This is a genomic window from Methanohalophilus levihalophilus, from assembly GCF_017874375.1.
Taxonomy (GTDB): domain Archaea; phylum Halobacteriota; class Methanosarcinia; order Methanosarcinales; family Methanosarcinaceae; genus Methanohalophilus; species Methanohalophilus levihalophilus.
Genome location: NZ_JAGGLK010000003.1, coordinates 356,091 through 378,528 on the forward strand (window position 1 = coordinate 356,091; position 22,438 = coordinate 378,528).

The 22,438-nt window shown below is 43.1% G+C and carries 16 protein-coding genes and 2 tRNA genes; 11 read left to right on the top strand and 7 right to left on the bottom strand.

Annotation, left to right across the window (positions count from 1 at the left end; all coding sequences use genetic code 11):
* Positions 1-2 precede the first annotated feature (2 nt).
* Positions 3-743, bottom strand: coding sequence for a 1-(5-phosphoribosyl)-5-[(5-phosphoribosylamino)methylideneamino]imidazole-4-carboxamide isomerase (hisA, locus tag J2755_RS09200; protein ID WP_209682371.1), 741 nt, complete (start codon positions 741-743; stop codon positions 3-5).
* Between the two features lie 11 nt (positions 744-754).
* Positions 755-1,609 (bottom strand): ATP phosphoribosyltransferase, encoded by an 855-nt coding sequence (hisG, locus tag J2755_RS09205; protein ID WP_209682374.1) that lies wholly within the window; start codon positions 1,607-1,609, stop codon positions 755-757.
* A gap of 220 nt (positions 1,610-1,829) precedes the next feature.
* Here hisG and J2755_RS09210 point away from each other — a divergent pair, with 220 nt between their 5' ends.
* The 3 genes from J2755_RS09210 to J2755_RS09220 all read left to right on the top strand — a co-directional run bounded on the left by J2755_RS09210 (position 1,830) and on the right by J2755_RS09220 (position 3,391).
* The gene (locus tag J2755_RS09210; RefSeq protein ID WP_209683343.1) at positions 1,830-3,044 is read left to right on the top strand and encodes a methionine adenosyltransferase; all 1,215 of its coding nucleotides are present in this window, start codon (positions 1,830-1,832) and stop codon (positions 3,042-3,044) included.
* 75 nt (positions 3,045-3,119) lie between these two features.
* Positions 3,120-3,226 (top strand) — tRNA-Tyr (locus J2755_RS09215).
* 92 nt (positions 3,227-3,318) lie between these two features.
* A tRNA-Asp gene (locus J2755_RS09220) sits at positions 3,319-3,391 on the top strand.
* 85 nt (positions 3,392-3,476) lie between these two features.
* Here the strand turns inward: J2755_RS09220 and J2755_RS09225 are convergent.
* Positions 3,477-8,984 carry a tetratricopeptide repeat protein gene (locus J2755_RS09225; RefSeq protein WP_209682385.1) on the bottom strand — a complete coding sequence of 1,836 codons (5,508 nt, stop codon included), beginning with the start codon at positions 8,982-8,984 and terminating at the stop codon, positions 3,477-3,479.
* Between the two features lie 294 nt (positions 8,985-9,278).
* Here J2755_RS09225 and J2755_RS09230 point away from each other — a divergent pair, with 294 nt between their 5' ends.
* From J2755_RS09230 to J2755_RS09240, 3 genes are read left to right on the top strand one after another with little or no spacing between them, the layout of a single operon-like run.
* Entirely contained in the window at positions 9,279-10,133 is an 855-nt protein-coding gene (locus tag J2755_RS09230; RefSeq protein ID WP_209682389.1) for a sulfide/dihydroorotate dehydrogenase-like FAD/NAD-binding protein, read from the top strand.
* The gene (gene gltA / locus J2755_RS09235) at positions 10,124-11,515 is read left to right on the top strand and encodes an NADPH-dependent glutamate synthase (protein WP_209682392.1); all 1,392 of its coding nucleotides are present in this window, start codon (positions 10,124-10,126) and stop codon (positions 11,513-11,515) included. The genes J2755_RS09230 and gltA overlap by 10 nt, the downstream gene beginning before the upstream one ends.
* A 26-nt stretch (positions 11,516-11,541) precedes the next feature.
* Positions 11,542-13,563 carry a phosphoadenosine phosphosulfate reductase domain-containing protein gene (locus J2755_RS09240; RefSeq protein WP_209682405.1) on the top strand — a complete coding sequence of 674 codons (2,022 nt, stop codon included), beginning with the start codon at positions 11,542-11,544 and terminating at the stop codon, positions 13,561-13,563.
* A gap of 49 nt (positions 13,564-13,612) precedes the next feature.
* On the opposite strand, the gene J2755_RS09245 is transcribed toward J2755_RS09240, so the two are convergent.
* Positions 13,613-15,007, bottom strand: coding sequence for a multiheme c-type cytochrome (locus J2755_RS09245; protein WP_209682410.1), 1,395 nt, complete (start codon positions 15,005-15,007; stop codon positions 13,613-13,615).
* A gap of 188 nt (positions 15,008-15,195) precedes the next feature.
* On the opposite strand from J2755_RS09245, the gene J2755_RS09250 reads away from it, so the two are divergent.
* The 4 genes from J2755_RS09250 to J2755_RS09265 all read left to right on the top strand — a co-directional run bounded on the left by J2755_RS09250 (position 15,196) and on the right by J2755_RS09265 (position 20,163).
* A complete protein-coding gene (locus J2755_RS09250) occupies positions 15,196-16,638 on the top strand; it encodes a hypothetical protein (RefSeq protein WP_209682422.1) in 1,443 nt (480 codons plus the stop codon).
* 151 nt (positions 16,639-16,789) lie between these two features.
* Positions 16,790-17,884 carry an AI-2E family transporter gene (locus tag J2755_RS09255; protein WP_209682426.1) on the top strand — a complete coding sequence of 365 codons (1,095 nt, stop codon included), beginning with the start codon at positions 16,790-16,792 and terminating at the stop codon, positions 17,882-17,884.
* Between the two features lie 71 nt (positions 17,885-17,955).
* Positions 17,956-19,860 (top strand): threonine--tRNA ligase, encoded by a 1,905-nt coding sequence (locus tag J2755_RS09260; protein ID WP_209682429.1) that lies wholly within the window; start codon positions 17,956-17,958, stop codon positions 19,858-19,860.
* A 21-nt stretch (positions 19,861-19,881) separates the two neighbouring features.
* Positions 19,882-20,163 (top strand): acylphosphatase, encoded by a 282-nt coding sequence (locus tag J2755_RS09265; protein WP_209682434.1) that lies wholly within the window; start codon positions 19,882-19,884, stop codon positions 20,161-20,163.
* On the opposite strand, the gene ftsA is transcribed toward J2755_RS09265, so the two are convergent.
* Complete coding sequence (gene ftsA / locus J2755_RS09270; RefSeq protein WP_209682439.1) at positions 20,164-21,513, bottom strand: coenzyme F390 synthetase; 1,350 nt, start codon at positions 21,511-21,513, stop codon at positions 20,164-20,166.
* Between the two features lie 17 nt (positions 21,514-21,530).
* On the bottom strand, positions 21,531-21,710 hold the full coding sequence (locus tag J2755_RS09275) for a hypothetical protein (protein WP_209682441.1): 180 nt from the start codon (positions 21,708-21,710) through the stop codon (positions 21,531-21,533).
* Between the two features lie 144 nt (positions 21,711-21,854).
* Between J2755_RS09275 and J2755_RS09280 the strand changes: the two genes are divergently transcribed.
* Positions 21,855-22,316 (top strand): toprim domain-containing protein, encoded by a 462-nt coding sequence (locus J2755_RS09280; RefSeq protein WP_209682445.1) that lies wholly within the window; start codon positions 21,855-21,857, stop codon positions 22,314-22,316.
* Here the strand turns inward: J2755_RS09280 and J2755_RS11600 are convergent.
* A complete protein-coding gene (locus J2755_RS11600) occupies positions 22,310-22,429 on the bottom strand; it encodes a YfgJ family double zinc ribbon protein (RefSeq protein ID WP_209682448.1) in 120 nt (39 codons plus the stop codon). The two genes, J2755_RS09280 and J2755_RS11600, sit on opposite strands and share 7 nt — an antisense overlap.
* Positions 22,430-22,438: the final 9 nt, after the last annotated feature.

Here is a 22,438-nt window from a genome sequence, read left to right on the forward strand (position 1 = left end):
CATCAATCTTCTTCACTGATGGTATTTATTGCTTCTGTCAGTGTGAACTTGTCTGTGTAAAGTGCACTTCCAACTACTACGCCAATTGCCCCGGTTTTCTTCAGTTCCTTGATGTCTTCAAGCGTTGTAACGCCACCGGATGCAATTACCGGGATGTTTACAGATTTGACCAGATCGATGGTAGGTTGTGCATTTATCCCTTCCATAAGGCCTTCGCTGTCAATATTTGTAAAAAGAATGCTTCCCGCACCTTTTTCTTCCAGAATTCTCCCAAGTTCCGGTGCGGTTTGGTCAGCAAGTTCAGTCCAGCCTTTGATGGATACTTTTCCTTCCTTTGAATCCAGTGCAACATTGATATGTTCACTTCCAAAATCGCCGGCAAGTCTTGCGACAAGTTCAGGATTTTCAACGGCCGCAGTTCCAAGGATAACCCTGTCCACTCCAATTTCAAGTAATTCTGCAGCATCTTCATAGCTGCGGATTCCTCCGCCAACCTGAATTGATACACCTTCTTCGCGGGCAAGGGCAACAATTTTTTCGATGAGATTCTTGTTTTTACGTTCGCCTTCAATGGCGCCGTCGAGATCAATCAGGTGAAGGGTTTTGGCACCTTGCTGAATCCAATCTCTTGCTACTGCTATAGGGTCATCCAGGGAAATCCTTTCATTGTCGGGCTGACCCTGTATCAACTGGACGCACTTCCCATTTTTCATATCAACTGCAGGCATCACTTCAAATGTCATAAATTACACCTTCAGGGAATTAATCTCTCAATCGGGACAACCAGAATTCCACTGGCACCTGCTTCCTTAAGCTTGCTTACAGTTGCAAACACAACATCCGCATCAATAACTGCGTGGACAGCCAGCGTATCGCTCTTGGATTCCACTTTCATGACCGTAGGGCCTGCAAGGCCGGGAAGTATGTCTTTGATGGTATCAAGTTTCTGATGAGGCACATTCATCATGAGATATCTCTTGTTCTTGGCGTGCAATACACTCTCAAGAGCAGTCTTTATGTGGAGCACTTTCTCGTTGTTTTCCTTTGTTTCAGAATTGGCAATAAGGTATACCGAAGACTTAAACACATCAGCAATTGGTTTCAGGTGATTTGTAACAAGTGTGGTTCCTGAACTGGAAATATCTACAATTGCATCTGCTATTCCCACATGGGGTGTCATCTCGCAGGCACCGCTTACTTTGATGACTTCAATCTCAATTCCAAGGTTTCCAAAATAGTTTTTAGTAATGTTGGGGAATTCTGTTGCAACACGCATTCCCTGAAGATCTTCAGGGCTTACAATACTGGATTCTTCTGGAACTGCCAGTACCAGGTTTGCCTTCCCGAAATTCAGATCAAGAAGTATCTCAACATTGGATTCGGTTTCTGAAATCAAGTCAAGTCCTGTGACGCCAATATCAGCAGCTCCATCCTGCACGTATTCAGGAATATCCGCCGCTCGTGCGAACAGGAATTGTATTTCAGGATCAGATGTTTTTGCAAAGAGTTTCCGGCTTGATCCGCCGAGAACCGGGAGACCGGCTTCTTTGAATAACTGGACTGTGGGGTCGTGAAGCCTTCCCTTGTTAGGTATTGCGATACGTATCATTGTGTGCCTCTTTTGCGGAACAATTTTACTTCGCGCCAAAAAAGGTTTTTCTATATATAATAGTTGGTGTTTTATTCAAGCTGTTCTGATTATAACTGCTGGTTATGAATAATTTGCAGTATAGTAACTATTAAATATAGACGGATTGTTCATAGTGTACTAATCTTCTTAAGGATAATTTTAGATTAATACTTCTAACGATGTGTTTTATGAGGTCTGAATAATGCGGAATATAAAGGTAGAAAAACTCGTACAGACGCCAGTCGAAAAAAGGGAAACAGAATTGGTGGAAAGGAAGGGTATCGGCCATCCTGACAGTATTTCAGACGGTCTTGCAGAAGCTGTGAGCCGTGCGCTTTGTAAGGAATACATTGAAAAATGTGGAACCGTGCTGCACCATAACACTGATGAAACACAGATTGTAGCAGGTCGCTCCAAGCCTGCGTTTGGTGGCGGTGAAGTCATAAAACCAATCTATACTCTGCTGGTTGGAAGAGCAACCAAGGAATTCGACGGTGTTGAAATTCCCGCAGAAGCAGTAGCACTTTCAGCTGCTCGTTCTTACCTTAAGAAAACGATCCCAAACCTTGATCTGGAAAGGGATATGATTGTAGACTGTAAGCTTGGTACTGGTTCTTCAGATCTCAGGGATGTTTTTGCAAGAGAAAAAGTTCCTATTGCCAACGACACCTCCTTTGGTGTTGGTCATGCTCCTTTCTCCGATCTTGAACGCATTGTTTACAACACCGAAAGGGAACTTCTTACAGATCTCAAGAAAAAAATGCCTGCTGTAGGTGAGGACATCAAGGTCATGGGTCTTCGTGATGGTGAGGATATAACTCTTACAATTTGCTGTGGTATGGTCGGCAGGTATGTTGATGACATGGATGCATACATTAACTACAAGGATGAAATGACCGAGTATGTGCTTGACCTGGCCCAGAAGCACACCGACAGGAACGTTTCTGCTCGCATCAATGCTGCAGATACCAAGTGCAGCACGGGTTGCAATGATTGCGGATCTATTTTCCTGACGGTTACAGGTACTTCCGCAGAAATGGGTGATGACGGTTCAGTCGGCCGTGGAAACCGCTGCAACGGATTGATTACCCCTGGCAGGCCTATGAGTATGGAAGCTACAAGTGGTAAGAATCCGATTAATCATATCGGTAAGATTTACAACCTGCTTTCAACCCAGATGGCAAGGGATATTGTTCAGGAAGTTCCGCAGATTGAGGAAGTATATGTACAGCTTCTTTCCCAGATAGGCAAACCAATTGACCAGCCATTGGTAGCCGGTTTGCAGGTAATTCCTGAAGATGGCGCAAACTTTGCCGCAATTAAGGATGAAGCTGAAGCTGTTGCAGATGATTGGCTTTCAAACATAACAAAAATCACTGAAATGGTGGTTAACGGGGAACTGGATACTTTCTGAGTTCCCTTTTTTTGGCCCTTTCTCCGAAAAGGCTAAGTAGGATTGTACCAATCAAAGTGTCTCGCTGGTGAAAGTCCCGCCTTAACTCAGTGGTAGAGTGCGCGGCTGTAGTTTGGTCGATGTGGTTCTCCACATTCCGCGCAGGCACCGCGATGTCCCCGGTTCGAGTCTGGGAGGCGGGATCATTCTTCTTTCAACAGCATAAGGCTTAAATATCAACACTGATATTTAGGTGCTGCTCACACTAAAACAAAGACGGATTGCCCGAAACATTGTCCGAATAGTGTAGAGGCCTATCATGGAGCCCTGTCGAGGCTCCGACCCGGGTTCGAATCCCGGTTCGGGCGTCCAAAATTTAGAGCCCCGGAATCTTCCGGGGTCTTCTAAAACTCTTCTCTAAAAATAAAAGTTAAAGAGCAGTGCTCTTTTTCCTTATGATTGCTTCAATAACTTTGGCGAAGCTTTCCAGTCTTTCTTTGTCTTCTTCTGGTTGCCCATCGCCAGTCCTTTATTGAACCATGCATCAACATTTTCAGGCTGAATTTTGGTTACCCTGTCAAATGCTTCAACGGCTTCCTTGAATCTACCCAGATTACCCAATGCGAGTCCTCTGTTGAACCATGCGTCAGGGTTTTTTGGCTGGATACCGGTCACCTTCGTGAAAGCTTCTGCTGCTTCTTTATATTTATCCAGATTGTCCAGTATGATGCCCTTGTTAAACCAGAAGTCCGGATTTCCGGGGTTTGCTTCAATGACTTTTTCATAAGCTTCCAGTGCTTCTTTGAATTTTCCCAGGCTTCCCGCCACAAAAGCTTTATTTTCCCATGCCTGGCTGTTCTTTGGGTTTATCTGGAGAACTCTTGTAAATGCCTGTAATTCTTCCTCATACTTTTCCAGGCCCCTTGAAAGAATTCCTTTATTATACCATGCCTTTTCGTTCTCAGGGTTAATTTCCGTCACCCTGTCATAAGCATGAATAGCTTTTTCCGGTTTGCCAAGGGAGTTTAGTGAATTGGCCTTGTTAATCCAGGCTATTTCATTATCAGGTATGTCATCTGTGACTTTATCGTATGCGAGAATTGCATTTTCGAAGTTTTTAAGCCCTTCGTACAGCACACCCTTGTTAAACCAGGCCTCAGTCCTCTTCGGATTAATTTCCAGCACTTTATCGTATGTTTCCAGAGCTTCTTTGGATTTCTTAAGATCCTGCAAAACCAGTGCGCTGTTAAACCATGCTTCTTCGTTCTCAGGGGCTAGTGCGGTAACTTTCTCAAATGCTTCCAATGCTTCCTTATTTTGATTCAGTTTCCTCTGGACAATTCCCTTATCAAACCATGCAAATTCATTTTTCGGATTTATCTCCAGAATCTTATCGTAAGCTGTGACTGCTTCCTTGTATTTTTTCAGCTCGTTTAAAATTGTAGCCTTGCTAACCCATGAACTTTCGTTTTCAGGATTTAGCTCAATGAGTTTGTTAATTGCTACGAGTGCTTCTTCATTTTTGCCAAGGTTTCTCAGCAACGTAAACTTATTTTCCCATGCGAGCCTGTTATCTGGCTGGAGGCGGCTGAGTTCGTCAAAGGCTTCAAGTGATTCACTGTCTTTTCCTAAAAGTTGCAGGATAATGGCTTTGTTTTCCCAGGCTTTTGCATTCTTTGGCTGCAACTTCAAAAATACGTCAAACGCTTGCAGGGCTTCTTCATGCTTTTTAAGATTGAGTAATAGCGTTGCCTTGTTTTCCCATGCATGATGGTTTTTATTATTTATCTGGACAACTTCATCATATGCTTTGACAGCTTCTTCAAACTGTTTTAGCTCTTCCAAAGCTGATGCCTTGTCCTCCCAGAGACTTTCCTTTTTCGGGTGGAATTCAATTAGCTTTCCAAGGGCAACAAGTGATTCCTTATGCTTGCCCAGGTTTTTCAATATGGAAGCTTTATTTTCCCATGTGCCTTCATTATCAGGATCAAGGTTCAACAGCTTGTCATAAGCCTGCAGTGCATCTTCGTGCCTTTCAAGCTTCTCCAGTATGTTTGCCTTATCTTCCCACAGGTTCTTGTCTTTGGGTTTGGCACTGAGAATCTTTTCAAATGCTTCCAGTGCTTCCTCATGTTTTTCCAGATTTTTCAGTATGTTTGCCTTATTTTCCCAGGCCTCTATATTTTCTGGCTGGAATTCAATGAGCTTGCTAAAAGCTGCTAATGCATCTTCGTGCTTTTCAAGATCATTCAACAGGAATGCCTTATTGGACCATGCTTCCTGATTTTCCGGATTAATGCCTATAAGTGAATTGTATGCCTGCAGTTCTTCTTCATGCCTGCCCAGTTTTTCCAGCACAGAAGCTTTTTCATTCCACAGACTTTCCTTCTCGGGATGGAATCCAATAAGTTTCTCAAGCACTTCTATAGATTCTTCATCACGATCAAGGTTTTTCAATATGGAAGCTTTACTTTCCCATGCATTCTGGTTATTAGGGTCAATTTTCAGCAGTTTATCATATGCCTGCAGTGCATCTTCATATCTTTCCAGTTTTCCTAATATGAATGCTTTATCTTCCCAGAGGTTACCCTTTTCCGCATTCTCCACGAGGATCTTTTCATAAGCTTCCAGCGCATCTTCATATTTTTCAAGCTTTTTCAGCAGGTAAGCCTTGTTCTCCCATGCATTCTGATTATTCGGATTAATTTGTAAAAGCTCGTTATATGCAGTAAGAGCTTCTTCATTCCTCTGCAACTTTTCCAGAAGACTGGCTTTATCTACCCACAAGTTCTCGCTTTCAGGGTGGAATTCAATAACCTTGTCAAAAGCCTCCAGCGCTTCCTCATCCTTATCCAGATTTTTCAAAATCGCGGCCTTGTTTTCCCATGCGTTTTCATTTTCAGGCTCGATTTCAATTATTTTATCAAATGCTTCCAGTGATCTTTCATACTTTCCGAGATCTTGCAATGCACTTGCTTTCTCTTCCCAGAACTTCCTGTTATTCGGCTGGAATTCAAGAAGTTTTTCAAATGCCTGCAGGGCTTGTTCCTGCTCACCCAGCCTTTTCAGGAGATAAGCCTTCTCCTTCCATGCGGTTTCATTACCGGAATTTAGCTGCAATACTTTTTCATATGCTTGCAATGCATCCCGGTATTTCTCAAGATTATTCAGGATAACTGCTTTGCTCTCCCACCCATGCTGGTTTTCCGGATTTATCTGCAAAACACTCTCATATGCCTGCAATGCCTCATCGTATCTCTTGAGATCTCCCAATGTTGCAGCTTTATTTTCCCAGGCCTGTTCATCTTCTGGTTTGATTTCGATTTGCCTGTCATATGCAAGCAACGCTTCATCCTGTTTTCCAAGGTTTAGCAAAACATTTGCCTTGTTGCTCCATCCATTCGCATTTTTCGGATTAATCTCCAGCAATTTGTCAAATGCTTCCAGCGATTCCTCGTATTTGCCCAGCCCACCGAGCGCAGAGGCTTTGTTTTCCCACGCCTTCTCGCTTTCAGGCTTAATCTCAATTAGTTTTCCGGCTGTCTCCAGTGCTTTTTCATGGTCGCCAAGATCTTCAAGCAGGGTGACTTTGTTCTCCAATGCGTCGTCATTTACAGGATTAATTTCCAGCAGCTTTTCGTATGTGACCAGGGCTTCTTCACGATTGCCCAGGGTTCCCAGTACTTCGGCTTTGTTTTCCCATGCCTTCTCATTCTCAGGGTTAATCTGGATTACCTTATTCACTGCCTTTAGCTGCTCTTCGTAATCACCTTGATTACCAAGGAGTGTGACCTTGTTCTCCCATGCTTTTTCGTTGTTGGGGTTTATCTGCAATAATCTGTCAAATGATTCCAGCTCTTCCTTTTCCCTTCCCAGTTTTTTCAGAGCGATGGCTTTGTTTTCCCATGCATCCTCATTTGAGGGGTTAATCCGGATCACTCGATCAAAAGCTTCCAGCTGGTCATCGTAGCGTTCAAGGTTTTTCAGGACAATTCCTTTATTGAACCACGCTCTCTCGTTTTTAGGCTCAAGCTCTGTCAGCCTTTCAAATGCGACAAGGGCATCATCATACCTTTCAAGGTTCCCCAGGGCAATTCCTTTATTTCCCCATGCCCGCACATCATCAGGGTAGATTTCCAGCAGCTTATCAAATGATTCCAATGCTTTTTCATGTTCTCCAAGGCTTCCAAGTGAAACCCCTTTGTTGAACCATGCACAGTCATTCCCGGGTTGTATTTCAAGAAGTCTGTCAAATGCCTGCACTGCTTCTGCATATTTTCCCAGGTTTTCCAGCGTCAAACCTTTCCTTTCCCATGCATCCGCATTTTCCGGTTGTAATCGAATCAGCCTGTCAAAAGCCTCTAGTGCATCTTCGTATCTTCCAAGGTTTTCCAGTGCCAGTCCTTTATTTTCCCATGCATCCGCATTTTCCGGTTGTATTTCAATCAACCTGTCGAAAGCAAGGACCGCTTCTTCATGTCTCCCAAGATCTTCGAGAACATATGCCTTATTTTCCCATGCATCTGCATTTCCCGGCTGCATTTCTGTAAGTTTGTCAAATGCTTTTAAGGCCTCTTCATTCCTCTTCAGGTTTTTCAGGACATAGCCTTTATTTCCCCATGCATCCGCATTCTTTGGATCAATTTCAATTTGCCTGTTGAAAGCCTGCAGAGCCTCTTCATATTTTCCGAGGTGCAGCAGGGTAAGTCCTTTATTATACCAAGCAGTCCCGTTTTTCGGCTGGAGTTCAGTAACGCGACTAAAAGCGTCAAGAGCTTCAACATGTCTTCCGAGAGTCCTTAGTGCAACACCTTTATTTCCCCATGCATCTGCATTTTTAGGGTCAAGTTCAGTAACTCTCGCAAAAGCCCGTACTTCTTCATCATATCTTTCGAGGTTTTTCAGCACGATTCCCTTGTTAAACCACGCCGGTACATTTTCCGAATCGATTTCAATAATTGTTTCGAAGACGTCCAGTTCTTCTTCAAAACGTTCCAGATTCTCAAGCACAACTCCTTTGTTGAACAAATTTTCAACATTTTCAGGTTGCAGTTCTACCAGTTTGTTGAATGTTTCAAGGGCTTCATCGTACCTTTGCAAATTCTGGAGTGCCAGCCCTTTATTGCCAAGAGCGTCATAATTTTCCGGGTCAATCCTGATTACTCTGTTATAGGCTTCCAACTCATCTTCATATCTTTCCAGATTGCTCAGGACAACTCCTTTGTTTCCCCATGCTGCTATGTTTTCAGGCTCGAATTCAATGACCTTGTTGTAAGCTGTTAGTGCCTGCTCGTACCTTTCCAGATTCAGAAGGGTAAATCCTTTATTGAACCATGCAGCCACATTCTGGGGTTCAATCCTGATAATTCTATTAAAAACCTGCAGGGCTTCCTCATGTTTCCCAATGTTTTCCAGCAGAATTCCCTTGTTTCCCCATGCATCGACATTTCCGGGTTGCAGTCCAGTTACCTGATCCAGGGCTTTCAGGGCTTCTTCATACCGTTCGAGATTTGCCAGAGTGAGTCCTTTATTAAACCATGCATCTGCATTTCTGGGCTCTATTGCAATGACCTTATTGAAAGCCTGCAATGCTTCCTCGGCTCTTCCAAGATGTTCCAGCGCAAAACCCTTATTTCCCCATGCATTGGCATTTTCTGGCTTCAGGGCTATAAGTCTGTTAAACGCCTGTAGTGCTTCTTCGTATCGGCCAAGGTTGCTCAATGCAATTCCTTTGTTTCCCCATGCATTGGCATTTTCAGGCTCAAGCTCTATGGCTTTGCTGAATGCCCTTAATGAGTCTTCATATTCTCTCAATATTCCAAGCACAGTCCCTTTGCTAAGCCATATAGCTGTGTTTTTTGGATCAATTTCTATAGCTTTGTCAAAATTGTCTGAAGCCTCTTTGTATTTTTCTTTCTCCATCAGTTCGAGGCCTTTGCCATACAAAGTTTCGGAGTCCATGGGAATGTCTCTCATAAAGTTATGTGGTGCCTGTATTATTTATTAGTAGTATATTATAAATGTTGTTGCATATTCTACTGCTACTTGAATAAAGGTGTTTCTTCCATTTAAAATCGTGTTTTTTTCTTGCCCATACTCTGCTAAAAAATTGAAAGTAAACTTATTATCTAACTTCTGGGAATTAGCTTTCCTTCTCACGGTAAGCTACAAATACCATGAATTGGTTGAGATTAGCGAACAGACTGTAATTAATCTTAGTAATTCTTTTATTCCAAAATCGGTAGATGTGATCAAATGCCTTACAGGATACTCGAGAAGCGTGAACTTGTTCCAAATACATATCTCATGAAAATTGAGGCCCAGGACGTAGCAAAGGCTGCAAAGGCCGGGCAATTTATTATTCTTCGCATAGATGAAAGCGGGGAACGCATTCCTCTTACAATTGCGGACTATGATCCGGATGAAGGACATGTAACCATTATTTTCCAGACAATGGGAAAAACAACAAAACAGCTTTCAAAGATGTCCGAAGGCGAATCAATTGAAGACTTTGTGGGTCCTCTCGGAACTCCATCTGAAGTCGAAAAACTGGGCACCATTATCCTTGTTGGGGGTGGTGTAGGTATTGCTCCTGTCTATCCGCAGGCCAGGGCTTACAGGGAAGCAGGGAATCACGTAATTTCAATTATAGGTGCTCGCAGTGCAGATCTTTTGATTCTCGAGGATGAGATGGCTGCTGACAGCGATGAACTGTACATTGCGACTGACGATGGAAGTAAAGGCCATCACGGCTTTGTAACCGATATTGTAAAAGAAATTCTTGACAGTGGCAGGGATATTGCAAGGATTGTTGTTATTGGCCCTCCTATCATGATGAAGGTTGCAGCAGGTGTTATCAAGCCCTATGGTGTTGAGACCCTTGTCAGCCTGAACCCGATAATGATTGATGGAACCGGAATGTGTGGCGGATGTCGTGTTTCCGTTGGTGGGGAAACCAAATTTGCATGTGTTGACGGTCCTGAATTTGATGCTTCAAAGGTTGATTTTGATCTTTTAATGAGTCGCTTATCCCTTTATCGCTCTGATGAACAGGAATGCTCAGAAGACTATGAACGCAGATGCAGTGAGGAGGAGTGCAAATGTCAGTAAAACAGAAAATGGCTGAGCAAAAACCAGAAGAGCGTATAAAGAACTTTGATGAGGTAGCTCTCGGATACACAGCTCAAGAAGCAGCTCTTGAAGCTGGCAGATGCCTCGAATGCAGGAAACCAAAATGTGTAGAGGGCTGTCCGGTAAATATTGACATTCCCGGATTCATATCACAAATAAAACTTGGTAAGCTTGATGAAGCCGTAAGGGTTCTCAAAGATTCCAATGCTCTCCCCGCAGTTTGCGGTCGTGTCTGCCCACAGGAAGAGCAGTGTGAGATGCTTTGCATACTTGGCAAGAAAGGTGAACCTGTAGCTATTGGTCGTCTTGAGCGCTACTGCGCAGATTATGAAAGGGAAAAGGAAGTTGCTATTCCTGAAAAACCCGACCCCACCGGGAAAAAAGTTGCGGTTGTAGGTTCCGGTCCAGCAGGTTTAACTGCAGCTGCCGACCTTGCAAAAGCAGGTCATGCAGTGACGATATTCGAGGCCCTCCATGAAACCGGCGGAGTGCTTGTTTATGGTATTCCGGAATTCCGTCTCCCAAAGGCAATCGTGAAGGAAGAAGTTGAGTACATCAAGCATCTTGGCGTCGATGTTAAAGTTGATTACGTAATTGGAAGGATAAAGACCCTTGATGACCTGAAAGAAGAATTTGATGCGGTCTTTATCGGAACAGGTGCAGGTCTTCCAAAATTCATGGGAATTGAAGGTGAGAATCTCAATGGTGTTTACTCAGCAAACGAGTTCCTCACAAGGGTCAACCTCATGAAAGCCTACAAGTTCCCTGATTATGATACGCCTATCAAGCAGGGACACCATGTTGTGGTAGTAGGTGGCGGTAATGTCGCTATGGATGCTGCCCGTAGTGCTCTCAGGCTTGGCGCAGACGAGGTTTCAATTGTCTACCGCAGAAGTGACGATGAAATGCCTGCCCGCCGTGAGGAAATCGAGCATGCAAAGGAAGAAGGCATTGTTTTCAGGCTTTTAACAAACCCAACCCGTATTCTTGGTGGAGACAACAATGAAGTTGTAGGTGTTGAGTGCATCAAGATGGAGCTAGGAGAACCTGATGATTCAGGCCGAAGGCGTCCTGTTGCAGTTGAAGGCAGTGAATATGTTGTTGACGCAGATATCGTGGTAATGGCCATAGGCACTTCCCCGAATCCTGTCATTTTCGCAGGTTCCGAAGGTCTTGAAACCTCCTCTTGGGGTACTATCATAGTTAATGAGGAAACCATGATGACATCTGTCGAAGGTGTCTGTGCAGGTGGTGACGCTGTAACCGGTGCTGCTACCGTCATCAGCGCAATGGGTGCCGGCAAACAGGCTGCAGCAACGATTAACAAGTATCTTGTTGAAGGGAAATCCACAAAGGATTAAATCCCTTCTTTACTTTCTTTTTTATAATGGCCAAACAACCAAAGAGGAGTTCATTCTCCCTTGTTTCAGCATCTTCGAAGCCTTCCGGGTCTTCTCACGGGAGAAAGATGCAGAAAAAATCATCTCACTCCAGGAAATCCGGTGAGAAATCAGGGAACGTAATCTATTGGTGTAAGACCTGCAATGTTCCTCTGATCGGGAAAAAATGTCATATATGCGAGGGTTTTGGAGACGAAGTCCCACTTGGTCAGCCAGGAGATGTGCGCTTTTGCTCCCCTTATGAACGCGATGTTCTCAGCGATTTGTTGTTGCGTGACTATAACTGCAGCCCATTTTGGAAACGTGTCATTCTGCTTAACAAAGTTCCGGGTGATGATCGTAACGATGAGGTAATAGTGGATGGCTATCGCGTTGGTTTTCTCTATTTTGACTTGCTCGAAAATGATTATTTTTTCGAACCGACTCCCGAAGGGGCTTCTATTATCTCAAATTTCACCACCAAAAGGTATGTTGAACTACATCCAACAAAAAAGAGGGTTGGCGGAAAGAAACTCCGATTGGAGGCAATCGACTCCTATTCCGATGATTTCCGCAAGAATTCTCCTGTTCTTTTGTTCATGGGTTCAAAAGTGGGTGTGGGAATCGCGCTTGAAGACCCTGAAAAATTTGAAACTTCAACATCACATGTACTGAAAGTGAAAGGTTTTGTAAAGGGCAAACTTGAATTAAACCGTAAAATTCCTTCAATGGAAAAAGTTATTCAGGCCAATTTCCCCGACCTTGAAAAAATTGAAAGCGAAGCTATCAGAGACATCCGGGATGTTGCAGGAAAAGAAAAATACCGTAAACTTCCGGTAACCGTCTCTTTTAGCGGTGGTAAAGATAGTCTGGTTGCACTTTCCCTTGCTATGGATGCATTATCCACAAAGAGACTGGAAGCCTTTTTTGTTAACACGGGTCTTGAATTTCCGGAAACTGAAAAATTCGTACATGATTTCTGCAACCAATATGGAATATCCCTTACAGAGGAAAAAGCAGAGGGTGCTTTCTGGGAAAATGTCGATAAGTTTGGCCCGCCAGGTAAGGATTTCAGATGGTGCTGCAAGGTCTGTAAGCTGGGCCCTGCAAATGCTGTGATGAAAAAATGCGGGCAGAAAAACGAATTATGCCTGACAATAGACGGGAAACGGAAATACGAATCATTTTCCCGTTCAAAAACGAAGGCAACCGAGATGAATCCCTTTGTTCAGGGTCAGCTTAATATTTTCCCGTTGCGCAACTGGAGGGCTTTTGAAGTCTGGTTATACATTTACTGGAAAAAACTTCCGTATAATCCTCTTTACGATATGGGTTTTGAGAGGGTTGGATGTTATCTCTGTCCATCTTCCCTTGCAAGTGAATTCAAGCGTCTGAAGGAACTTCATCCTGACCTCTACTCCCGGTGGTACAACCATCTGCTTGAATGGGCGAAATCAAAAGGTCTGTCCGACTCCTATATTGACTACGGTTTCTGGAGATGGAAAGAGCTTCCTGCGAAGATGCAGTTGCTTGCTGAAAAAATGACTATGTCCACGTCAGCAGACGAAGTGGGGAATGAATTCAGTATTGACATTGCTTCTGGTTATTCTCCGTGCAAGGATGGCAGCTATTCCATGGAACTTGCGGTTTCCGGCGTGTCGCTGCATGAAGCGGCATCTGTTTTGAAAGTTCTTGGTGATGTTGTATTTGCCGGGGAATTGGGGATTGGTCTTCTCAAGACAAAAGATGCTACTCTCAAATTCTTCCGTTCGGGAAATGTAAAAATCACCGGACGCTCAAAAAAAGATGTTGAAAAGCTATACTATAGGGCAACAAAACAACTTTTGAGAATTGCAAAATGCACAGGTTGTGGTGTTTGTATTCATGCCTGTCCTGTAGATGCGATTGCAGTCGGAAAGGATGGGAAGATCGAATTGGGAGACTCGTGTACTCATTGCGGTAAATGTACGGATTCATGTGTTGTAATCCGTTATTCAAGAGAGAGTTTTCCAGATCCCGGGAACATTTAATAAAAAAGATTGTTTCAGGCAGGTCTTGACTCCCGCCTGATAGCTATTCTCATTTCTTCGATTTCAGGAAGATAAACAAGCCAGCCAGTATTCCTGCAATTGCAAGAGTTATCCCGAATCCGGGTGTTGCAGCAGTTTCTTCGTTTGGTTGTGTGCCTGTGTCTTCAAGTCCCAGCTGTTCCTGAAGCTCGGCATTTAACCTAATCTGCTCAGCCATTTCTACAAGCTCAGCTTTGTCTTTTAGTAGCTCATAGAAGCCGTGCCACTGGACAAAGTCAGGTCCGAACATGAATGCTCCCATTCTTGCACGCCTGCCTTCATGGTGCCATACTTCGTAGATCTTGAATTCGATTGGCTCATCGAAAGCCTGCTCGGTTAGAAGTCCTTCTTCATAGAGCTCATCAACGATTGCCTTTGAATCCGCATACTTCTTGTTATAGAGTTCTACGGCAGCATCACCGTTTTCATAGTAGTTCAAAACCCAGTCTTCTGAGTGACACTCAAGACATACTGATTGCATGCTCTCACGTTTCTCTTCCCAGGTAGAGCCGTCGCCGATAGGCGTTCCGAGAATGTTTGCCACATTGTCGGTTTTTCTGGATACAGGAGTTTCAAGTTCCCATGAAAGGCGTGCTCCGACATCGTGAGTTGTATCGAGTTCGTCAGTTCCTGACATGTGACATGCAGCACAGGTTGGTGTTCTGTAATCCTCTCCAGGTTTCCAGTCGTCAGCATCCCAGTTCCATTCATCGCCTTCGGTGTTGTAGATTGCTCCATGCTTTGACTCAAGGTAAATTTCAGTCTGGGGATGATCCGGCCCGAGGTGACATTGTTCACAGGATTCGGGTTTTCTTGCTTCCTCAACTGAGAATTTATGGCGTGTGTGGCAGGAAGCACATGATCCAAGACTGCCATCGGGGTTAATTCTTCCAATACCATTGTTTGGCCAGACTGCAGGGTCATCTGTGCTTTTTCCTGTCATATTGGTGCCATGGCATCCCTGGCAACCGTTAACAGTTGCATTGTGGCTTGCAGTTGAGTATCCGTCAAGGGTGATTTCACTCTCAAGATAGGGCAATTTCTGGTTATAGAAATCGACTTCATAGTATTTTGCTCCAAGGGCATGGAGACTTTGCGCATTCTCTGCAACTTCTTTTTCGTGACAGGTTGCGCAGTCGTTGGGTGAAACTACGGGAGAAATATAGAATCCGTTATGTTCTGTAGCATCCGGATCGGTTGGTTCTGCAGTATGACAATCACTGCAACTTATGCCGGATTCTGCATGTTTGCTTTGTTCCCAATCATCTACAACGGCAGGAAAGTCTCCGATTGCGGAGTGGCAATTCTGGCATCGTTCACCATCATCGGCGGATGCCGCAAGCGGAAATAACAGTAAGAGAAAAACTGCAATTATCGCTACCTGGGCGGACTTCCTTATTCCCATATTACACCCTCTGATTTTTTAGGTATAATTTTATTGTAATTCTATTAAAGGTAGGAAGTATAGCATTGGAAACCAATGTTGTTTTCATGTCTGGTGTCGGACTGCAGGATGAATAGAGCAATATAAATACAACTATTTTTATACTATTAAATCATTGGAAGTAGTTACCAACAATGTGGGGAGTTTCTATGTGGAAAATGCCAGCTGCTCTTCTTTTGATGCTGATTTTGCTAACAGGTTTATCCGCGGCTCCGGGTACTGCAGGCAACTATCTCACTGTTAAGGAAGGTTCTTCAACCTACCTCGGACTGATTCAGGGAAAATACTATGTTGCGACTGTTTCGGATATTAATTGGGACAATAATGTCCCAAAAGCTCATGTCGAAATGTTTAGTTTCACCACGCATGGGGATAATCAGGTGGTCTATGAATCTGAGTTTGACAGAATTCTCGCTAAATCGGATACAATTACCCTGAGGCGTACTGGCTATGATCCCATTGAAATCAAAATAATTTCTATTTCAGAAGAATATGTAAAATTGGATTTCGGTGAATACAATTTGATATTAGTGGAACCATTTGATGGCTGGTCGGTAGAAGAATATCCTCTCTCTTCAAATTCCCTGAAATCTTCTTCATTTGTTCTTCCGCTAGCTATATTGGCGCTTTTAGGCATTCTCTCTTTCCTTTATTTTTACCAAAAGAGAAAACAGGATCAAAATCCGAATTCAGATGGCGGGATTCATGGTTTCTTTCCGGATGGTTCGTCACCTACTCTTCCAACTACTGCATCAGAAAGCCATAAGGGTGGTATTATTACAAAATCGGCTTTCAGTTATAAGGGTGCAACAATCGTTTACAAGGTAAGGGTTGAAAACCCAACCACCGAACCAATAGGGGATCTTCAGGTCAGTCTTTTTGTTCCAAATGTTTTCCTTATTGAAGATAAGCAGAAATCGATATCAATGCTTGAGCCGGGAGAAAGTAAGACTGTTACGTTTGAAATCAGGCCCACAGGGGAATGTGGGGATTGTAATGTATCAGGAAAACTGAATTATTATGATTATTTGGCAAAAGAAAGGTGCGAAATCAATATTGAGAAAAAATCCATTTGTATCATCTGTCCAATGCTGCACCCCGAACCAATCAGTGAAAATGAATGGCGTTCCACTCTCCTTAATTTCACAAAAACAGAGGAAGGCACAAGGGAGATTGATATGGCCGCTTTTGCCTTATTTGAAGTTACTTCCGACATCTTTCAGGACATGAACCTCTACATGCTTGAACCGAAGATCACTGAATCTCCAAATCTATATCGTGCTGTAACAAGATTTTATGGTGAGGGAGTCAAAAACCTGAAATATGCAGCACAGATTGAAGTTGTTGGCGGAGAACAAAAATCTCGTTTGATTCTCAAAGCATGGGCCGAAAAAGAGGAAGCTCTTACAGGTTTCTATCACGGTATGCTTGATGAAATAGAGAAAAGAATACACGTGAAAGAGCTTATCGATAGTACAATAGTTTACAATTTCCACTATGGTGACAACGTTGAAACCACAATCACTGACTCTCTTGTGCAAAGGTCAAATATTGGGCTTAGTAAGCATGGGGCTTCTCCTTCAAGTGATTAATAGGCTGGGAATCAAAAAACTCGGTTGCATGGTTTTCAAATGATTTATGATGGTTATTTTTGGTAGAATCCAGAATTGTCCGGGTGAATAGTGAAATATTAATAATGTTGCTGCTTATTAGTATGCGACAGAATGGGTATCAGGGTTTACAATGCTCTTTCGAAAACCAGATGGTTTGGCCATACTTGCTTCAAATAAATGGAACATAATAATAGCCCTGCTTTTATTGATTTTATTTTTGGCACTTGCATTGATTTTACTTCCTCTCGGGGATGGTATTGTCCTCGGACTTGTATTTGCATATATATGCCGCCCAATTTATGTCAAACTCAAAAAATGGAATCACATAGGTGCATTTATTGCAACAATGTTCATTGTGACCCCACTTGTTATCATTATTGGAATAGGAGTCGTGGAGATTTTCCGTCAATTGGTCTGGGTTATTGAAAACCAGACTGAAGTTATCAGCATTTTGTTTGACATTGTAAGGCAGATTGTACCTGAAGCCTATTCGGCAAGAGTAAATGAAGCTATCTGGAGTTCCTCCATCTCAATTTTGTCGCTCATAGGTCAACTTGGATTTATTTCCTATGCCAAGGGGCTGGCAATGTTCATGATAAATCTCATAGTGGCAGTTTTTGTCTGCTATTTCCTTCTGCAGGATGGTGAAGAGGTTTACCAGTCCTTCATGAAAATTGTTCCTGATGAACTAAAGAAGTTGATGATACAATATCTCAAGGAATTGGACACAATTCTGGGTGGCATCTTCATAGGAAATGCCTATGCTGCACTGACAGTAAGTACCATTTCAATAGTTGTCTTTTATGCATTTGGATTGTCTCATATACTTGCTCTTGCGACATTGGTTTTTATTGCATCCGTAATTCCTTTCTTTGCAGGATACATGATTCTTGTTGCGCTCTCAATTATCAGGTACTTTGAATTTGGTTTGCAGTCTGCAATTGTGTTCTTCATGGTTTCAAGTATCATTATCTATGCACCACCTGAACTATTCCTGAGACCTTATCTCGTTAGCCTGAAATCCCAGATTCATCCAGTCATCCTTTTGGTTGTATTCCTGGGCGGTGGTTTTGTAGGTGGAGTTGCCGGGTTCTTTGCGGCTCCCATAATTCTTGGTGCACTAATCGCAGCCTACCGTGTTTACACGAATACTACTTCTGAAGCAATAGCATCAGAAGAGAAAGAAGATAATGACGGTGCTTTCACAGAAGAGTTGGCTGCATAAATCCTTTGTGACGTTGAAAAAGGTTAATAAGGATTATTTCATTCTACTCACCAAATTCATAAGGTGAGTTCATGAAGCTTTTGCTTATCCATTCTGATTATATCGAATACGAAGTGAAAAAAAGCACGCCTGTTGCTGAAGAGATTGAGGAGTCATTCAAAACCGGCAGGCTTGATGAGGCACTTACAGCATTTATTGCTGTAGAATCCCGGGATGAAGAATCCCCTTCATCAGTTGTGGAAAAGGCCGTTTCTTCAATAGCTGAGGCTGCTTCACAGGTAAAAGCAGAAAATATCATGGTTTATCCTTATGCTCATCTTAGTTCCGACTTATCATCTCCCAAAGTGGCTGTTTCTGTCCTGAAAGAAATAGAGAAACGCCTTTCTGTGGATTTTAACGTTAAAAGGGCGCCGTTTGGATGGTATAAGGCTTTCAGTATCAGCTGCAAAGGCCATCCTCTTTCTGAGCTTTCCAGAACCGTTCATCCGGAAGAAGGTGGAAAAGGAGAGCCGATCCCGGAGTGTGGAGAAGTCCAGGAGATTGTTTCCGAAGCACTCAAAGCTGAAAGTACTGCCAAGTCCTACTGGCATGTCCTGACTCCTGATGGTGAGCTGCATGACATGAAAGAATTTGATCTTTCTGATCACGCAAACTTGGGCAAATTTGTGGACTACGAGATGTCCAAGAGCCGCACGGTTGAAAAAGCCCCTCCACATGTTGAATTGATGCGCAGGCTTGAGCTTGCCGATTACGAACCCGGCTCAGATTCTGGGAATATGCGCTACTATCCAAAGGGAAGGCTCATGAAATCCCTGCTTGAGCGTTTTGTACTTGATGAATCATCCCTGGCAGGTGCCATGGAAGTCGAGACTCCGCTAATGTATGACATGAACCATCCAACCCTGAAAAAGTATCTGGACAGGTTCCCTGCACGGCAGTATTCCATTGAGTCTGATAAGCGCCAGATGTTTTTAAGATTTGCAGCATGTTTCGGGCAGTTCTTGATGAACCATGACATGACAATCTCCCATCGCAATTTACCGTTAAAAATGGTTGAACTAACACGCTACAGCTTCAGGAAGGAGCAAAGAGGAGAACTTGTTGGTCTGAGACGTCTCCGCGCTTTCACAATGCCTGATATGCACACCCTTTGTGCCGATATGGATGCTGCAGTAGAACAATTCGGTGAACAGTACTCCATGTGCATTGATATTCTCAATCGCATTGGTATCCGCGTGGATGATTTCGAAGTTGCCATCAGGTTAACCCGTGATTTCTATGAGCAAAACCGTGATTTCATCACTGAGCTTGCACGTAAGGTAAACAAACCTGTGCTGGTTGAAATGTGGGACACCCGTTTCTTCTACTTCGTCCTGAAATTCGAATTCAATTTTGTGGACGCCATTAACAAGGCAAGTGCCCTTTCTACCGTCCAGATAGATGTTGAAAATGCAGAACGCTATGACATCAACTACATTGATACAAACGGTGAAGCCACAAGACCGATTATCCTTCATTGCTCACCAAGCGGTGCAATCGAGCGCTGTATTTATTCACTTCTTGAGAAGGCTGCTATGGATGCAGACGAGGGCAAGGTTCCAATACTTCCGACATGGTTGTCTCCTACTCAGGTCAGAATTATTCCAATTGGCACCCAGCATCTTGAGTTTGCGAAAGATGTTGCTTCAAGGCTTGATTGCCGTGCTGATATTGATGACAGGGATGAATCTGTCGGCAAGAAGATCAGGAATGCAGGAATGGAATGGATTCCATATGTTGTAGTTGTTGGTGACAATGAGATGGAAAGCGGCAATCTTAACGTTACAGTAAGGGCAGAATCCGAGCCCAAGAAACCGATGAAAGTTGAGATGTCGGTGGATGAGCTAAACCAGAAAATCTGGAGTGAAATCGCAGACATGCCTTTCCAGAGACTACCACTCGATCAACTGCTTTCCAGAAGGCCTAAGTTCTTGTGATTAAATCCTGAAGGGAGAAATATGGATAATATGGAGCGGGCGGAAATCTACGTATCCGGCAGGGTTCAGGGTGTTTACTTCAGGGCTTTTACTCAGGAAGTGGCTTTAAAACACGGGCTTTCCGGATATGTGATGAATTTGGCTGATGGACGGGTTTTTTCAGTTGTAGAAGGTAATCGAGATACAATTGTTTTCTTCATTGATGAATTAAAAACAGGTCCAACAATGTCCAATGTTACAGATATGGACATTTCATGGTCTGAAGGAACCGGTGAGTTTTCGGGATTTTCTATTCGCAGGTAATTAGCGGTAATCCGCAATTCTGATGGGACGACCTTTTGCTTTCCGAGTCTGTATTTCACCGGACTTGACAAAATCCAGATCAACAGTTAGTTTCCCTTTATCGTACATTTTTTGGAGTGAGGGCTTGTATTCAAAAGCGCCTTTGAGGAAATTTTCTCCAACAAGTTCCCTGTCACAGTTTCCTTTGTCAAGACACTCCAGAACTACTTTCAGGGAAGTGACATCTTTCCCTTTTCCATAAAGGAATGACTCATATTCTCCTGTAAGATACTCCATGTTTTCTCTCTGGAATACTCCCCTTTCAACGTCAACGCGGCTGAACGGGTTGTTTGCTATCCAGAATGTTTCAGCCTCACGTTCTGGATTCATGATGCGCATATGTGTCCTTCCACAATCGCATTTTTTCCTGGTGAGAACTGTTGTAGCGTCTTCGGTATCGTAGTTTATTAGCAAAGTACCACATTTTTCTCCCGGACTGAGAAGCGTTGTAAGGATCATCCTCCCGCATTCTCCATCTTTGGTATACTCTTGTTTTTCAGGATCATAAATATCTAAATGGACAAGATCTTCGGGGACGTGCAAGCCGTTCTTGGCCTCACACTCTCCACACATAGTACCCTCGGTGCTTCCATAAGTGTTGTAAACCGGACAATCCCAGATTTCCTCAAGGTATTTCCTTGATTCGTCAGCGAAACCTTCGCCACCAACTACGAGTTTTTCGATGCTCGTTTCTTTTGGATCAATTCCTTCCTGCTCAAGTCTTCTGGCAAGCCTTAAGAGTTTGAAAACACTGGCTACAATTCCGGTAGGTTTATAGTTTTCAATAATGCGGGTGGGGAAGGTGCATTTGCCTTCCGGAATTATTGTCATAGAAAGATCACGTGCTGCAAGAGTCATGGTATTGGCGCCTATATTCATGCCATATGAAGCACACATTATCATCCGGTCACCTTTTCCAATTCCCTGCGATGTAAAACTCCTCGCATATTTCTCAGCATAACGCATCCAGTCCTGCCAGGTAAAGAAAAATGATTTTGGTGTTCCGCTTGTCCCACTTGTTTCATGAATAGTGAATATATCGTTCCACTCGGAACTAAGGAAATTGAAGTTATTTGTTTTTGGAGGTTGGTTATTTTTAATCAGCTCTCCTGATACAATAGGTAGCTCAAGCAGGTCTTCATGGCTCTTTATACTTGAAGGTGAAAGATTGTGGCGCTCAAACCACTTCCTGTAAAAAGGCGAGTTTTCAGCTGCATACTTTATCGTATAGCTGATCTTATCTTCAATAGTAGCATCAAGCTCATCCCGACTGATTGTTTCAATCCCGGGATTGTAATAGTTAGGTGTCATTGCTCAGATAGGTTAAATTACTGGCTCATTGTTTCCTCATATATTTCATACTCGACATCGCTAATAGAATGCTCCAGTTTCGTAATTTTAAGGGCATCCCTTAGCTCTTCAAGACAGTCGACGCATACGTGGGAATTACCAATAATTATGCCTTCCTTTACGCTTTCTTCCACTCCACCTTCTATTTCATACTCCATGCATTCTTCTCCGCAGAACATGCACTTCAAAAAAACCCTCCATATACCCTTATGTAATACAGTCTTGAATTTTCCTTATTTATCCTTTGCGAGTGTAAATAATGGGAGAAGCTATTTTTACTATCCCTGAAGTAACTGGTACAGATGCGTTACTTTTCTGATGGGAAACACCATTGTACTCCTACTACTTCCATTTCGTCTGTAAGAAGACGCCTTGAAAAACTTGAAGAACTGCTTGAAGATTTGTCTTCACGTTCGTTGGAAGGTTCAATAATTGTTGTGGAGGGTAAAAGGGATGTTATTTCCCTGAGAAAATTGGGTATCCAGGGTCAGATAGAGACCTCTACCACTATTCCTGTGCTTGAATTATCTGATAGGCTTGCTGGAGAGGGCAGGGAAGTTATTATTTTGACCGATTGGGATCGAAGGGGCGATCTATTGGGTTCTAAAGTATCTTCTGATTTACGGTATCTTGGCCTGGATGTTGATACGGATTTCCGAATCCGGCTGTCTTCCATGGTTAAAAAAGAAATAAAAGATGTTGAGAGTCTTTATTCTTACATGAAAAAAATGAGAAGATGTGTGAACAAAGACTATTCTCACTGAAATGCTTCTTTTGAAGTCATGTTTTTACACTTGTTGCAATAGTAGAGAATATTAGTGCTGATTTTCATGACTTTTAGTTTTTCGTTGCAAGTTGTACATTTATGGTCGTGCATCCTGTCACC

What these genes read in the sequence shown, in the direction of transcription:
- J2755_RS11600 (WP_209682448.1), bottom strand. Translation starts at nt 22,429, where the DNA reads ATGCACGACCATAAATGTACAACTTGCAACGAAAAACTAAAAGTCATG.
- J2755_RS09240 (WP_209682405.1), top strand. Translation starts at nt 11,542, where the DNA reads ATGGCCAAACAACCAAAGAGGAGTTCATTCTCCCTTGTTTCAGCATCT.
- J2755_RS09280 (WP_209682445.1), top strand. Translation starts at nt 21,855, where the DNA reads ATGCGTTACTTTTCTGATGGGAAACACCATTGTACTCCTACTACTTCC.
- J2755_RS09245 (WP_209682410.1), bottom strand. Translation starts at nt 15,007, where the DNA reads ATGGGAATAAGGAAGTCCGCCCAGGTAGCGATAATTGCAGTTTTTCTC.
- J2755_RS09250 (WP_209682422.1), top strand. Translation starts at nt 15,196, where the DNA reads ATGTGGAAAATGCCAGCTGCTCTTCTTTTGATGCTGATTTTGCTAACA.
- J2755_RS09275 (WP_209682441.1), bottom strand. Translation starts at nt 21,710, where the DNA reads ATGGAGTATGAAATAGAAGGTGGAGTGGAAGAAAGCGTAAAGGAAGGC.
- J2755_RS09230 (WP_209682389.1), top strand. Translation starts at nt 9,279, where the DNA reads ATGCCTTACAGGATACTCGAGAAGCGTGAACTTGTTCCAAATACATAT.
- gltA (WP_209682392.1), top strand. Translation starts at nt 10,124, where the DNA reads ATGTCAGTAAAACAGAAAATGGCTGAGCAAAAACCAGAAGAGCGTATA.
- J2755_RS09265 (WP_209682434.1), top strand. Translation starts at nt 19,882, where the DNA reads ATGGATAATATGGAGCGGGCGGAAATCTACGTATCCGGCAGGGTTCAG.
- J2755_RS09225 (WP_209682385.1), bottom strand. Translation starts at nt 8,984, where the DNA reads ATGGACTCCGAAACTTTGTATGGCAAAGGCCTCGAACTGATGGAGAAA.
- hisA (WP_209682371.1), bottom strand. Translation starts at nt 743, where the DNA reads ATGACATTTGAAGTGATGCCTGCAGTTGATATGAAAAATGGGAAGTGC.
- J2755_RS09255 (WP_209682426.1), top strand. Translation starts at nt 16,790, where the DNA reads ATGCTCTTTCGAAAACCAGATGGTTTGGCCATACTTGCTTCAAATAAA.
- J2755_RS09260 (WP_209682429.1), top strand. Translation starts at nt 17,956, where the DNA reads ATGAAGCTTTTGCTTATCCATTCTGATTATATCGAATACGAAGTGAAA.
- hisG (WP_209682374.1), bottom strand. Translation starts at nt 1,609, where the DNA reads ATGATACGTATCGCAATACCTAACAAGGGAAGGCTTCACGACCCCACA.
- ftsA (WP_209682439.1), bottom strand. Translation starts at nt 21,513, where the DNA reads ATGACACCTAACTATTACAATCCCGGGATTGAAACAATCAGTCGGGAT.